Raw genomic sequence first — 14,483 nt, 5'->3', positions numbered from 1 at the left:
ATGAAAATTGAAAGAATCGAAACATTCAAAGCCGCGGTGCCTCTCATCAAACCTTTTAAAACGGCCCTCAGAACGGTTGTCACTGCTGAAACCGTCCTTGTGAAAGTGACTTGTTCAGAAGGCATAACCGGGTGGGGGGAAGCACCCCCTACACATGTCATCACAGGTGACAGCACAAGCAGTATTGAAGGCGCCATCCATCACGTTCTCAAACCATTTTTAATCGGAAAAGATCTAGTAAACTATGAAGATGTTTTCCAGGGAATTCAAACGGTTCTTGCAGGGAATTCCAGTGCAAAAGCAGCAGTTGATATCGCTCTTTATGACTGTCTTGCAAAATACAGCAGGCTCCCTCTTTATCAATATCTCGGCGGATACAGGCAGGAGCTTGAAACCGATTTTACAGTAAGTGTGAATGATGTGAAGGAAATGGGAGAGGATGCCGTTTCGTACGTCCAAAAGGGCTTCAACGTCCTGAAAATTAAAGTGGGTCTCGGAGACAGCAGTCTCGACATTGCAAGAGTGCAGGAAATACGCAGCAGGGTCGGCCAGGATATTAAGGTCCGCCTTGATGCCAACCAGGGATGGAAGCCGAAAGAAGCTGTGAAGGTTATTCAGAAAATGGAGGATTTGGGTCTTGATATCGAACTTGTGGAGCAGCCGGTTAAGGCACATGATATCGAAGGTCTTAAGCAAGTAACAGATGCCGTGGAAACACCGATTATGGCGGATGAAAGCGTGTTTACTCCAAAACAGGCATTTGACGTGCTGAAAACGAGAAGTGCCGACATGATCAACATCAAGCTTATGAAAGCAGGCGGAATCTATCAGGCGTCAATGATCAGCCGGCTTGCAGAAATATGCGGGGTAGAATGCATGACCGGAAGCATGATCGAAACGAAAGTCGGCATAACCGCTGCTGCTCATTTTGCCGCAGCAAGGAAAAACATTACCCGCTTTGATTTTGATGCGCCGCTGATGCTTGCTAAAGAAATCGTAGAAGGCGGCATCAAATATGACGGCAGGCATATCACTTTTTCAAAAGGAAATGGCCTTGGCATTACGGATGTATGGATAAATGACGGGGAGGCGCTCTCAATATGACAGTAAAAAAAGGAAGAGTAACAGTTGCAGCAGCAACTATCTGGACGGATAAGCACTCACCGAGGGAACTGGATGAAAAAGCCGTATCAAATCCGGCCGATCTTGATGGCTGGCTGAAGGGGCTAACGCATGAAACAAGACTTGCGCTATGTGATGAAAACCGGATTCAGACGCAGGCCCTTTTTGGAGAAGAGGTTCTGATTCTTGCAGAAGAAGATGGCTACGCGCACGTCATCGTGCCGAGCCAGGCTTCCTCAAAAGATGACCGTGGATACCCGGGCTGGATGCCGATCGCCCAAATTGCCGTAGGGAAAGAGGAGAGCACTGGACCAATCGCCGTTGTGCAAAGCAATAAGACGATGCTGTTCTCTAAAGAAAAATCCCCTTTATTCGAGCTGAGCTTTCAGACGATTTTGCCGGTTGAAAAGGAAGACACTGAATGGATCAGAGTGAATACGCCTCTTGGCAGCTGTCTTTTAAAAGCAGAAGATGTATCCATTTCCGGTTCCTTTGAGGAGATCCCCAAAGGAGACGGTACAGACATTGTAAAAGATGGCGAGCGATTTCTCGGCCTTCCATATCTCTGGGGGGGAATGAGCAGTTTTGGCTTTGACTGTTCAGGTTTCAGCTATACGATGTGCAAAGCAAACGGGTATATCATCCCCCGCGATGCCCATGATCAGGCAGCATCAGGAGAGAAGGTTGAACTCCATCAGCTTGAGCCCGGGGACCTGCTGTTTTTTGCCTATGAAGAAGGAAAAGGCAGCCTGCATCATGTCGGGATCTATTATGGAGATGGAAAACTTCTGCACTCCCCTAACACAGGAAAAACAATTGAAATACTGGAAATGGCAGGAACGATTTACGAGAAAGAACTATGTGCAGCCAGACGCTACTTTCAGAAGACGGAGGGATAACAGTGGAGAATTTGCTTGAAGTGCGCAATCTGAAAAAACATTTTCATCTTGGCAAAGGGGCATCGCTGAAAGCGGTGGACGGAATTACCTTTTCAGTGAAAAAAGGAGAAACATTCGGGATCGTAGGAGAATCAGGATGCGGCAAATCAACAGCCGGAAGAACCATTCTCGGACTTTACGATCAGACAGATGGAGAAGTGATTTTTAACGGAAAGAACATTCATCAGCTCAAAGGAAAAGAGAAATTTTCCTTTTACCGCCAAATGCAAATGATTTTTCAGGATCCGTATGCCTCACTGAATCCAAGGTCTACCGTTCTTGAGATTATTTCTGAACCGATGGAAGTTCACGGGATGTACGGCAGCAAAAAAGGGCGGACAGAAAAAGTGCATCAGCTCCTCGAGGATGTCGGCCTGAACCGGGATCATGCCAACCGCTATCCGCACGAATTCAGCGGAGGACAAAGACAGCGGATCGGAATTGCGAGAGCCCTCGCCCTTGATCCCCAGCTGATTATTGCGGACGAGCCGATTTCAGCACTTGATGTTTCCGTCCAGGCCCAAGTTGTCAATTTGATGAAACGCCTGCAAAAGGAAAAAGGTCTGACTTATGTATTCATTGCGCATGATTTGTCCATGGTGAAACAAATCAGCGACCGTATCGGCGTAATGTATCTTGGGCAGATGGTCGAGCTTACGGAAAGCAGCAGCCTTTATAAAAAGCCGCTTCACCCATACACTCAGGCACTCCTGACAGCCATCCCGATTCCGGATCCTGATGTTGAAGATAAGCGGGAGCGGATTATTCTTCAGGGAGAACTGCCGAGTCCAATGAATCCTCCAAGCGGATGTGTCTTCAGAACACGTTGCGCCTATGCAATGGAAGCATGTGCTGTCAAAAAACCGGAGTTTCAGGAAGTGGAAGAAAATCACTACGTTGCCTGCCATTTATATGATGCCGGCATAGTCGGCAGCCGCGGCTCAGAGCAGATTGCAGCTGCAAAAAAATGAACGATTTTCTAAAGAATACAGCTGACATATTATCGAATTGTCCTGGAAGGGCCGGTGCATGTTTCTCGTGGAACGGTGAATGGCTCGAAGCCGGCAGCGGGGATGTTTTCTCATCTGCAAGCTTAATCAAGCTGCCGATTCTGCTTACAGCATTCAGGCAGGCTGAAAAGGGAAGTCTGGATTTAAATGAAAAGGTGAAATTGGATGATATTGAAAGAACTGGCGGAGCGGGTGTCCTTCAGGTTTTATCTGAGAATGCCGTCTTATCTGTACAGGATCTTTTGGCGCTGATGATCACGGTTTCTGACAACGCCGCAACCAATTGGGTGATTGAAAAAATCGGGATGCCTAAAATCAATGAGACCATTGAGGGGCTTGGTCTTGTCAACACGAAGCTTAATCGGAAAATGATGGACCTTGATGCCATCGGGTCAGGAATCGATAATTTCACATCACCGGCAGATATGGTGAGATGCCTTCATGCCATTAACGAAGGTGACTTTGTCTCTGATGACAGCAGGCAGAAGATGCTTGATATCCTGCAAAAACAGCAGTTTACTGATAAACTTCCTTACAGCATGGATAAAGAACTGCTGTACGCAGGGAACAAAACAGGAGAACTTCACGGAATTGAGCACGACTGCGCGATCATAAAGTACAGAGATTCATGCGTGTATGCTGCTGTAATGATCGATCAGCTTGAACAGAAAGAATGGGGAAGAAAAGCAATCAGTGAAATAGGGAAGCTGATTTATAAGAGGCTGCTGGATGGGAAAAGCTGAAGAGTGAGGATTGGAACCATCAAGCGGTTGGGAATCTGATTTGATGGAACTTATCGCGGAGATTGGAACCATGAAGCGGTAGGAATTCTTACTTGATGTCACTTATGTCTGAGTTCGGAACCATGAAGCGGTAGGAATTCTGATTTGAAGGCACTTATCGCGGAGATCGGAACCATCAAGCGGAGGGAAATCAGTTTTGATGTCCCTTATCGGTGAGATAGGAACCATCAAGCGCACGGAAATCTGATTTGATGTCCCTTATCGCGGAGTTCAGAACCATCAAGCGGTAGGAAATCTGATTTGATGTCACTTATGTCTGAGTTCGGAACCATCAAGCGGTAGGAATTCTGATTTGATGGCACTTATCACAGAGTTCACAACCATCAATAGAAGGAAAAACTGATTTGATGGCACATAAACAACCGGCAGCTGTTACCAAGCTGCCGGTTGTTTCGTTATAAAGAGTATTTACTCCGTCACCACAGGAAATTCCATATAGAAAACCGTTCCGTTTTCATCACTTTCTGCTGACATTGTCCCCTTGTGATTCTCAATGATTTTTTTTGAAACGGACAGTCCAAGGCCTGTGCCGCTGTCTTTTGTAGAGAAAAAAGGATCAAAAATATGGCGGATCGCAGAAGGGATGATGCCGCTGCCGTTATCCTTGAAAGCAACCTGAAGACGGTCGCCGGTCACAGCTGCAGTTAGCTGTATGATGAGCGGCTCTTTCTTTTTTGCCTGAAATGAGTTTTGAAACAGGTTGAGAAAAACTTGAAGCAGTTCATCTTTATTTCCGAGAACTGCCGCTTCTCTTGCCTGTGAATCAATGACAATTTCAACTTCAACCCCATATAATAGAGCTTCACTTTTCAAGATTCTTCCGAGGTGAATTTCCAGAAAGTCGGCTATTTTAAAGGTTTCAGACCTGATCTCCACAGGCTTTGCGATACTTAGAAAATCGGTAATGATCTTATTGGCGCGGTCGATTTCAGGAATAAGCACAGACTGAAACAGCGCTTTAGTATCCGGGTCAGCAGATTCCTTCAGCACCTGCAAAAATCCCCGCACTGTTGTAAGGGGGTTGCGGATTTCATGGGCTATGCCGGCTGCAATCCTTCCTGCGATTGCCTGCTTTTCTGCTTCTTTAATGGCATTTAAAAAGTAAAAGGTGCCTATGACGCGCATGATCGATCCATCTGCGTCCCTAAGAATGCGCGTGTTCAGGATGCCGTAATTTTTATCAAGCACTTCCCGGTCAACAAACTCAATGCCTGTTCGGGCGGTTTCCAGGGTCAACAGCTGCTCATCAGGGATCTGGACGAGCTCGCGCAAATGTTTTCCTACGATTGTATCTCTGTCAACGCCATGATCTCTGGCTGCCTGAAGATTGCATAATGTAATGATGCCCGATTCGTCGATGAAGACGATATGATGGGCAACAAGGTCAAAAATATCGGATAAGAATTTTTCTGTCTGTAAAAAAGAACCGGTTTCAGATGCAGATAAGAAGATGCGCTGTTCTGTGTAAGCCTGCTTATCTTCATATGTAAGCGTCCGGATTTCGGGAGGGCTGTGCTTTTTGGTCTTGCTGACTGAAAGCTCATGCTCCGTATTCACATATGTAAAGGCAGCGGGCCATTCGGCAAGAAGTTCCCGTAACATCTGATTTTCTTTTTTCAGAGCTTCCATTTCGTTTTCTGGTTTCATGTACCTTCCTCATTAGGAAAAAATTAGTTTAACCTATAAGACTATATAACATATTGGGTTGGTTGACAATTCCTAACAGTAGAGTTTGCGAAAATAGGCGTAAGATTTTATAACAAGGTAGTTTAATATTTTGCAGGAATAGGGAATAATCTCATAAAAGCATACTTTTTATGGGGGAATTCATTTGACAGCCATCAGAAAACCGGAAGAAACATTAGCTTGCTTCAGTGAATATGATTCTTTAAAGAGGGTGCTTGTTTGTGAACCTCATTATATGCGCATTACTGAAGTCATTAACGAAACGCAAAGGCACTATGCCAATGAAAATATCAATAAGAAGCTTGCAGCAGAGCAGCACCGCCAATTTGTACGTACCTTAACTGAAAACGGAGCAGAAGTGATAAAGCTTCAGCCTGATGAGCGGTATCCAGAGCAGGTTTTTACAAGAGATATAGGCTTTACGATCGGAAAGACGGTCTTTGTTTCCGAAATGGGCCAGGATATTAGAAAAGGTGAGGAGACTGTGCTCAGAGAATGGCTGGATGTTCAGGGCTATCCAATGGTTTGCCTTAATGACCACCGGATTGAAGGCGGTGATGTGATCATTGACTGCACAACCATTTTCGCAGGCGTAAGCGGCAGAACGTGCATGAGTGCCATCGAAAAACTCCAGGCGGAAGCGCCGGCGTTTCAAGTGATACCAGTGCCTTTTAAAGAAAAATATCTCCATCTCGACTGCGTGTTTAATGTCCTTTCTGAAAATGAGGCACTTGTTTACAAACCAGCTTTTGAAGAAAATGAACTCAACATGCTTAAGGAAAGATACACGCTGATTGAAATAAATGAATCTGAACAATTTACAATGGGAACAAATGTCCTTTCTATTGGAAACAGAACCGTTATCAGTCTTCCAGTCAACAAGGAAGTAAACAGCAGGCTGAGGGAAAAGGGATTTAATGTCATCGAAGTGGACATCTCCGAAATTATAAAATCGGGCGGCTCGTTCAGATGCTGTACGATGCCCATCTTAAGAACGGTATGATTGAAACAGCTGCTTCTGGCAGCTGTTTTTTTATGTTCTAAATGAATAGGTAAATAGTCTGTTTATTAAATGGGAAATAAGGGTAAAAGATTTCCAGATTCAAGAAAAATAAACGTGAAAGAGGATTGATGTTGATGAATGAACAAAGACCTGCAGGATTCTGGATTCGGTTTGCCGCCGCAACGATCGATGGGCTGATAACGAACGTCATTTTTTTCGTTCCCATCATTTTTTTAATGGTATCTGGAGAAACAGAAGGGGTCCTTCCAGCATTAGTAGGGTTTTTAACTCTTGTACTATTAATAGGAACAATCCTGTACTTTGGAATGATGCCGGCAACCTCCTTTCAGGGAACGCTTGGAAAAAAGATGCTGGGGCTGAAAGTCGTTAACGATTCCGGAGGGAAAATTTCCATGGGTCAATCGTGGATCAGATACCTCGGATACATAGTAAGCAGTATTTTTTATGTTGGCTACATCATGGCTGCTTTTACGGACAGAAAACGAGCCCTGCACGATATGATGGCAGATACATATGTGGTTAAAGCGGAACCGGATTTCCAGGCAGCTTCTGAAAAAAGACTTCAGGCATGATGGTCAAAAGCCGGCTGTACTCCAGCCGGTTTTTGTCAAAGGAAGATCAGCTGGACATTGACTAAATGATGCTTTATAATCAACTTAAACGATTAAGTGAAAATGGTGAAACAATGAAAAAAGCAACAATGAAAGATATTGCGGCAGAAGCAGGTGTGTCGGTTGCGACGGTCAGTTATGTACTGAACGGCGCGCAAAATCAGACCATTCCGTCAGAAACGAAGGAACGGGTGCTTGAAATTGCCAAAAAACTGAACTATGTCCCGAATCTTGCGGCGAGATCGCTCGTGAAACAAAAAACAGGTCTTGTTGGCATCCTTTTGAACAGGGGAGCTGATGAAAGGGTATGGAAACGGTCCCATCAGGCAGAATTTCTCTTTGAACTGGAAAAACTTCTGACTAAACAAGGGTATCATGTTCTGCTTTCAAGTATAGATGTTGAAAAGCCGAATCTTGAAATTATTGCGGAACGGAAACTTGACGGGGTTATTCTTGTTGATGTGAAGGAGGACTTCTTCTACAGCATCTCAACCACCGTTCCATCAGGGGTCCCGCTGGTCATAGTCGACAGCATCATTGATGATGATCTCTTTTATAAAGTCATCTTTGATTATCAGGCTGCATTTCAGGCTGCTAGAAAGAACTCGCCCGAGCCTGCTGTTTTAATTATGGAGGCTTATCACAATGCAGGAATCACGGAAAAAATGATGAAGGATTCGGGTTTTCACAAGGATGATATTCATATCACTTCCGGTGAGAAGGATCTTCTTGCGTTCTTGGACAAAAAGAAGGACCAACCTGCAGTCATTCTCAATGAATTTCTTGCTTCTTCAATAAGCAGGCACAGAAACATTGAAAAGGACACGGTCATATGCACATCCGGCTGTCCATCCATTCTGCCGGCAGGAGTGAACTGCGTCGAATTTAAAGAAACGAAGGCAGCCGCCGCGTTCAACGTTCTGTCTGATCTGATGAAAGACAACCGCGGTCTCCATTTGGAAAAATATACGTCTATTCAAGCAGAGTAAAATCTGCTCTTTTTCACCAATACTTAAACGTTTAAGTTATTAAACAGGGGGAATCTACAATGTTAACTAAAGAAGCAGTCTATCACCGTCCAAAAAACAATTTTGCTTATGCTTACGATAAAGACACTTTGCATATCCGCTTGCAGGTTAAAAAAAATGAGGCAGAAATTGTGCGCCTGATATGGGGAGATCCATTTACATGGGACCAGGACAAAGACGGCGTGTGGAAATGGAAATCAGAAGAGCATGCTGAAATGACGCTGCTTGGAAAGACAGAACTGTTTGATATTTGGACAATTGCTTTAAAGCCTCCGCACAAACGGCTGAAATACGGATTTGAAATCATTGCCGGGGGAGAAAAGCTGATTTACACAGAGCAAGGTTTTATTGAAAAGAAACCTGAACATAACGGCGGATATTTTACCTTCCCTTATCTTAATGAAGAAGACATTTTCACTGCTCCTTCATGGGTGAAAGATACAGTCTGGTATCAAATTTTTCCTGAACGATTTGCAAATGGGGATGAAACGCTGAATCCTGCAGGAGCTTTGCCTTGGGGAAGCACGGAGCCGACTGCAAACAACACGTTTGGCGGGGATTTTGAAGGCGTCATTCAGAACATTGATTACCTCGTTAAGCTTGGCGTAACGGGCATCTATTTTACACCTATCTTTAAAGCGTTCTCAAATCACAAATATGACACGATCGATTATATGGAGATTGATCCGCAGTTCGGAGATAAGGAAACCTTTAAGCGATTGGTTGACATCTGTCATGAAAATGGAATTAAAGTCATGCTTGATGCAGTTTTCAACCACTGCGGCTATGAATTCCCGCCTTTTCAGGATGTTGTTGTAAATGGAGAGCATTCGGAGTATAAAGACTGGTTCCACATTAACAGCTTTCCGCTGAAAAAAGATGGTAAGGTGGAGTATGAAACGTTCGGATTCTCTGAAAATATGCCAAAACTGAGAACAGGCAATCCAGAAGTAAGAGAATATCTCCTTGAAGTTGGACGGTACTGGGTGAAGGAATTTGGCATCGACGGCTGGAGACTTGATGTTGCAAATGAAGTGTCCCATGATTTCTGGAGGGAATTCCGAAAAGAGATCAAGGCCATTGATCCAGAGGTCTATATCCTTGGTGAAGTTTGGCACGACGCAATGCCGTGGCTTCAGGGAGATCAGTTTGATGCGGTCATGAACTATCCTTATACAAGTGTTGCGATTGAATATTTTGCTGAAAGGAAAGTAACGGCAAGCGAGTTCATCAACCGTACATCCGAAGCTTTGCTTATGTATCCTGAGCAAATATCAGCAGTTGCCTTTAATCTCCTCGGCAGCCATGATACGCCACGCATCGCGACCGTCTGCGGAGAGAATACGGCAAAAGTGAAGCAGCTCTTTACGTTTCTTCTATCCTCCCCGGGGGCACCGTGCATCTACTACGGAGATGAAATCGGCCTGACGGGTGTAATGGACCCTGGCTGCAGAAAATGCATGGTATGGGATGAAAAAGAGCAGGATACAGATCTGCTCAGCTTTATTACACAGCTGATTTCGCTGCGGAAAACGAATCCTGCATTCGGGAACAGAGGGCGGATTCAGTTTATGGAAGCGGCAGCAGAGGATGAGGTTGTTATGTATACAAAAACATACGAAGATCAAACCATATTGTTTGTTCTAAATGGAACAGACCGTGATGCAGCAGCACGTCTGCCTGAAAAAGCAGCTGGCGGACAATGTGTGCTGACAGGTGAAAAAGTGAATGGTTTATCCATTAAGCTAAATCCGCACGGAATCGCTATGATTTCATACTGACACACATTTAAATGGCATTGAAAAACCGGTGTTCCGTGCGGAATATCGGTTTTTTCTATATAAAGGATAAAAGAACCTGCTATACTTGAAAAAAAGATAAATGAGGTGTCTGCCGTGAAAGATACAATGCAGCTTATAAAAGAACTAGTCTCCATACCGAGTCCATCGGGAAATACAAATGAAGTCATTACATTTGTTGAAAACTATTTATCCTCCTGCGGCATAGAAACAAGACGCAACCGAAAAGGCGGCCTGATTGCAACAATTCCAGGCAAAGATCAGAGCCGCCACCGGATGCTGACCGCCCATGTGGATACACTTGGCGCCATGGTAAAAGAAATTAAAAGCAGTGGACGGCTGGCACTCGACCGGATTGGAGGGTTTACCTACAACTCCATAGAAGGCGAATACTGTAAAATAGAAACGTCTTCAGGAAAAACAATCACTGGAACAATCCTCATGCATCAAACGTCCGTGCACGTGTATCACGATGCAGGAAAAGCGGAGCGCAATCAGGCGAACATGGAAATCCGCCTCGACGAAAAGGTGAAAAATGCAGAGGATGTCAGAAAGCTTGGAATTGAAGCCGGAGATTTTGTTTCGTTTGAACCGCGTGTGGAAATCACGGACAGCGGCTACATAAAATCACGTCATTTAGATGATAAAGCAAGTGTTGCGCTTCTGCTGGAGCTTATGAAGAAAATTAAAGAAGAGGCAATCGAGCTTCCCTTTACCACGCATTTTCTCATTTCCAACAATGAAGAGATCGGATATGGAGGCAACTCGAACATCACGCCTGAAACGGCTGAATATCTGGCGGTTGATATGGGGGCGATGGGAGATGGGCAATCAACCGATGAATATACCGTTTCGATTTGTGTCAAAGACGGAAGCGGACCTTATCATTACGGACTGCGAAAGCATTTAACAAAGCTTGCTCAGGACAACGGGATAAACTATAAGCTCGACATTTATCCTTACTACAGTTCAGATGCATCGGCAGCCATCCGTGCTGGTCATGATATCATCCACGGATTGATTGGCCCGGGCATTGATTCATCACATGCTTATGAACGGACTCATATGGAGTCACTTGAGAACACGGCAAATCTGCTTTATCATTACGTCCTATCGGAAATGGTTCTATAATCCTGCAAAGACCCGGATCTCATCCGGGTCTTTTGTCAATCCTTTTCACAATATTAAATCTACCTTAAAAAAGTAGAAAAGTTTTCCAAATTCTGAATTTCTGTGATTTAATAGATTTGTATTAGCAATGAATCTAGTAACGGAGGTAGTTAAATGAAAAGAACCATCAGCAGTTTCATGGCATTTGTCATGATTTTTTCACTGTTTTTCAGCCAGGCTCCTGTAGGGGCAGCTGAAGCTGATGTTCCCAAAGAAGAAGCTCTTCTTAAAACCGGAACACCTGTTGAAGGACTGTTTGAAGCAGAAGAAAATGTAAAATGGTACACAATCGATCCGTCATCATCAGAAGTGAAGGATTTCACTCATCTCAGAGTGAAATTTCAATCAGAGCTTGAGATGAATATCACTGTTTATTCAAGTCTTGAAAACGCCGTTGATAACCGCGCGTTTGACAGATACATGGGGTACTCCTATGCGAATGAACCGGTGCAGCTTGATTTCCCGGTAGCATGGGCAGGCCCTTTCTATGTAAAAGTAGAGCATTATCCGTATGAAGAAGAGTACATAGAGGGAGAAGAAGCTCCGGAAGCACCGGCTGCGGCCTTCACTCTTTCTTACGACGGGGTAACACTTCCGCCGTCAGAGTACATTAGTTCTGATGAGTGCCCGGCTGAGCTGAGCACGAAGGAAAGAGAAAACGGAAAAGCGATTTTGAAAGACCTCAGAACAATTCGTGAAGATGTGCTTGCAAAAACGGAAAACGGCAAGGAACTTTCTGCTATGTATTATAAAATTGCGCCATTTTTGAGCACGAAGATGGTTTTCAGCAAAACGATCCGCGACCAGGTCTACCAAGATCTTGTTCAGCTTAAAGGTTTATTTGCTGATGTAGCTGAAAAAGGAAGCAGCAGCACGTACAAAGTGACAAAAGAGGATCAGGATGCTATCAACCGCCTCTACTCTACAGCACTTGATTCAGTTCCATCGTTCCTTCATGATTCAATTAAGAAAACCGGCAATGCAGTCGGCATCAGCAGTTTAACAGATAAAACGGTATCATCCATTCTGCAAAAGGGCGGCTATAGTGTTCCTTCAGCAGGAATTGCTGAACACCGTGTCATTGTTAAACTTAAAGAAGGCAAAAAGCTCAGCAGCATTCAATCGAAAACAAAAGCTTTCGGCATCCAGTCTGCAGCACCTTTAAAAGCAGACAAATCCGTCATTCCAGATACGTATGTTATGGAAGTTGAAGGCAGCACAGGAGGCTTTAAAGCTTCTTCAAGCAGTGTGAAATCTGCAGTGAGCAGTCTTTCAAAACTGCCTGAAGTAGAATATGCAGAGCCTGTTCAGCACTATCAGTCATTTACAGCTGACGCTCAATATCCTTACCAGTGGTCACTTAAAAATGAAGGCCGCGATGGAGGAATGGAAGGCGCAGACATCAAGTTTGAACAGCTTCAGGAATTGCTGAAAGGCAAAGAACTTAAAGATACAGTCATCGCCGTAGCAGACACAGGAGTTGATCATACGCTTGCTGACTTAAGCGGTCAAGTTCTGACAGACAAAGGCTACAACTTTATTGGTAAAAATACAGATGCCATGGATGACCACGGCCACGGGACGCATGTATCCGGCATCATTGCCGCTAAAGCGGACAACGACTATTCAATGGCAGGAATTAATGCGCATGCAAAAATCCTTCCGCTAAAAGTCCTTGATTCAGCAGGAAGCGGTGACACAGAAGGAATTGCTTTTGGCATCAGATATGCGGTGGATCAGGGAGCACAGGTAATTAACCTGAGCCTTGGAGGAAGCTACAGCCGCGTCATTGAAAGTTCGTTAAAGTATGCATATGATCATGGTGTAACAGTAGTAGCTGCCAGCGGAAATGACGGCATGGAGGAGCTTTCTTATCCAGCTTCATCTAAGTATGTTATATCTGTCGGCGGAACAAACAGAATTGATCTAGTTTCAGACTACTCTAACTATGGAAAAGGTCTTGACCTTGTCGCACCGGGTACAGACATTCCGAGTTTAATGCCTGACGGAAACGTTACAAACATGACTGGTACGTCTATGGCAACACCGCATGTTGCAGCGGTTGCAGGTCTGCTTCTTTCACATAAGCAGGATCTTACGCCTGCTGAGATTGAAAAAATTCTGACGAAGACCGCTCAGGATATCGCTTTTGATGAGCAGGATAATCCGTGGGAAAACTATGAAGAATACCCAGATGAAGAAGAGATTCCATATGAGGAAGAAGAAGTGATTCCAGGCTATGACAGAGTATCCGGCTGGGGCCGTCTTGATGCTCCTGCAGCAATCAACGGAATCGGAAAGAACTTTACTGAATGGACGCGCATTTCGGGTGAAAACCGCTTTGAAACAGCGGTAAAGCTTTCTGAAGAAGGCTTTGAAACGGCAGAGACTGCCGTTATCGCAACTGGCCGCAACTTCCCGGATGCGTTAAGTGCTACGCCTCTGGCGTATAAAAACGACGCACCGCTTCTTTTGACTGATACAAATCAGCTTCCAGTCATCGTGCAGGATGAATTAATAAGACTGGAAACTGAAACGGTTATTCTTGTTGGAGGAAAAACAGCTATTTCTGCAAATGTAGAAAAACAGCTGAAAGAGCTTGGAGTAAAGAACATCAAACGCATCAGCGGCGCTGACAGATATGCAACTTCTGTCAAGATTGCAGAAGAGCTAGAGGAGCCTTTCTTCGCAGCAGTTGCAACAGGAGAAAGCTTTGCAGATGCCCTTTCTATTGCACCTGTAGCCGCATCTTTGGAAATGCCTATCCTTCTTACTAAGAAGAACAGTGTGCCGTCAGTTGTCAGAAACTTTGTCGATGAGAGCGGAATTGAACTTTCTTACATTATCGGCGGAACAGGCGTGATTTCTGACAAAACGGCAAAATCATTCCCTGAGCCTGACAGAATTGGCGGTTCTGACAGATACGTGACGAACAGCAGGATTATCTCTTACTTCAGTGACACGCTGAATATGACTGCACCGTATATTGCTACAGGCATGAACTACCCGGATGCCCTTGCAGGATCTGCCCTTGCAGCCAAGAACGGAAGTCCTGTGATTCTTACAAGCCCGTCCGGAGCTAAGCAAACGACGAAAGATACACTGGCTGATTATGCTGATACAGCTTCAATGTATTACATCATCGGCGGAGAAACAGCTTTACCGGAAGATTCTATTCTTTCATTATTTGAATAAGAGGTTAAGAATCAGGCCCTGGCACTTGCCGGGGCTTTATTTATGTCAAAAAAAGTCGAAAAAAATCAGCTGGAATAATAGATAATACCTATTACAT

General features: G+C 44.5%; 11 protein-coding genes. 10 read left to right on the top strand and 1 reads right to left on the bottom strand.

What is annotated here, in order from left to right:
- The 4 genes from MHB63_01920 to MHB63_01905 are packed head-to-tail and all read left to right on the top strand — an operon-like array spanning position 1 to position 3,813.
- Positions 1 to 1,104 carry a dipeptide epimerase gene (locus MHB63_01920; protein MEK3805345.1) on the top strand — a complete coding sequence of 368 codons (1,104 nt, stop codon included), beginning with the start codon at positions 1 to 3 and terminating at the stop codon, positions 1,102 to 1,104.
- Positions 1,101 to 2,021 carry a C40 family peptidase gene (locus MHB63_01915; protein ID MEK3805344.1) on the top strand — a complete coding sequence of 307 codons (921 nt, stop codon included), beginning with the start codon at positions 1,101 to 1,103 and terminating at the stop codon, positions 2,019 to 2,021. The genes MHB63_01920 and MHB63_01915 overlap by 4 nt, the downstream gene beginning before the upstream one ends.
- The gene (locus tag MHB63_01910) at positions 2,018 to 3,031 is read left to right on the top strand and encodes an oligopeptide/dipeptide ABC transporter ATP-binding protein (GenBank protein ID MEK3805343.1); all 1,014 of its coding nucleotides are present in this window, start codon (positions 2,018 to 2,020) and stop codon (positions 3,029 to 3,031) included. Before MHB63_01915 ends, MHB63_01910 begins: the two co-directional genes overlap by 4 nt.
- Positions 3,028 to 3,813 carry a serine hydrolase gene (locus tag MHB63_01905; GenBank protein ID MEK3805342.1) on the top strand — a complete coding sequence of 262 codons (786 nt, stop codon included), beginning with the start codon at positions 3,028 to 3,030 and terminating at the stop codon, positions 3,811 to 3,813. The genes MHB63_01910 and MHB63_01905 overlap by 4 nt, the downstream gene beginning before the upstream one ends.
- Before the next feature lie 468 nt (positions 3,814 to 4,281).
- Here the strand turns inward: MHB63_01905 and MHB63_01900 are convergent, their stop codons facing one another.
- A complete protein-coding gene (locus MHB63_01900) occupies positions 4,282 to 5,520 on the bottom strand; it encodes an ATP-binding protein (GenBank protein ID MEK3805341.1) in 1,239 nt (412 codons plus the stop codon).
- Positions 5,521 to 5,704: 184 nt separating this feature from the next.
- On the opposite strand from MHB63_01900, the gene MHB63_01895 reads away from it, so the two are divergent.
- The 6 genes from MHB63_01895 to MHB63_01870 all read left to right on the top strand — a co-directional run bounded on the left by MHB63_01895 (position 5,705) and on the right by MHB63_01870 (position 14,386).
- Positions 5,705 to 6,562, top strand: coding sequence for a dimethylarginine dimethylaminohydrolase family protein (locus tag MHB63_01895; GenBank protein ID MEK3805340.1), 858 nt, complete (start codon positions 5,705 to 5,707; stop codon positions 6,560 to 6,562).
- A 134-nt stretch (positions 6,563 to 6,696) separates the two neighbouring features.
- Positions 6,697 to 7,155 carry an RDD family protein gene (locus MHB63_01890; GenBank protein ID MEK3805339.1) on the top strand — a complete coding sequence of 153 codons (459 nt, stop codon included), beginning with the start codon at positions 6,697 to 6,699 and terminating at the stop codon, positions 7,153 to 7,155.
- 113 nt (positions 7,156 to 7,268) lie between these two features.
- Positions 7,269 to 8,183: a LacI family DNA-binding transcriptional regulator gene (locus tag MHB63_01885; GenBank protein ID MEK3805338.1), complete on the top strand. Its 915-nt coding sequence runs from the start codon at positions 7,269 to 7,271 to the stop codon at positions 8,181 to 8,183.
- Positions 8,184 to 8,242: 59 nt separating this feature from the next.
- Positions 8,243 to 10,003, top strand: coding sequence for a glycoside hydrolase family 13 protein (locus tag MHB63_01880; protein ID MEK3805337.1), 1,761 nt, complete (start codon positions 8,243 to 8,245; stop codon positions 10,001 to 10,003).
- A 105-nt stretch (positions 10,004 to 10,108) separates the two neighbouring features.
- A complete protein-coding gene (locus MHB63_01875) occupies positions 10,109 to 11,152 on the top strand; it encodes a M42 family metallopeptidase (protein MEK3805336.1) in 1,044 nt (347 codons plus the stop codon).
- A 153-nt stretch (positions 11,153 to 11,305) separates the two neighbouring features.
- Positions 11,306 to 14,386 (top strand): cell wall-binding repeat-containing protein, encoded by a 3,081-nt coding sequence (locus MHB63_01870; GenBank protein MEK3805335.1) that lies wholly within the window; start codon positions 11,306 to 11,308, stop codon positions 14,384 to 14,386.
- Positions 14,387 to 14,483: the final 97 nt, after the last annotated feature.

It is taken from the genome of Bacillus sp. FSL H8-0547, assembly GCA_038002745.1.
Lineage (GTDB): Bacteria > Bacillota > Bacilli > Bacillales > Bacillaceae > Bacillus_P.
This window is presented reverse-complemented; position numbering and strand designations above follow the sequence as displayed.

Excerpts from the sequence above, each read along its gene's own strand:
- MHB63_01920 (MEK3805345.1), top strand. The coding sequence starts at position 1 with ATGAAAATTGAAAGAATCGAAACATTCAAAGCCGCGGTGCCTCTCATC.
- MHB63_01915 (MEK3805344.1), top strand. The coding sequence starts at position 1,101 with ATGACAGTAAAAAAAGGAAGAGTAACAGTTGCAGCAGCAACTATCTGG.
- MHB63_01905 (MEK3805342.1), top strand. The coding sequence starts at position 3,028 with ATGAACGATTTTCTAAAGAATACAGCTGACATATTATCGAATTGTCCT.
- MHB63_01900 (MEK3805341.1), bottom strand. The coding sequence starts at position 5,520 with ATGAAACCAGAAAACGAAATGGAAGCTCTGAAAAAAGAAAATCAGATG.
- MHB63_01890 (MEK3805339.1), top strand. The coding sequence starts at position 6,697 with ATGAATGAACAAAGACCTGCAGGATTCTGGATTCGGTTTGCCGCCGCA.
- MHB63_01885 (MEK3805338.1), top strand. The coding sequence starts at position 7,269 with ATGAAAAAAGCAACAATGAAAGATATTGCGGCAGAAGCAGGTGTGTCG.
- MHB63_01880 (MEK3805337.1), top strand. The coding sequence starts at position 8,243 with ATGTTAACTAAAGAAGCAGTCTATCACCGTCCAAAAAACAATTTTGCT.
- MHB63_01870 (MEK3805335.1), top strand. The coding sequence starts at position 11,306 with ATGAAAAGAACCATCAGCAGTTTCATGGCATTTGTCATGATTTTTTCA.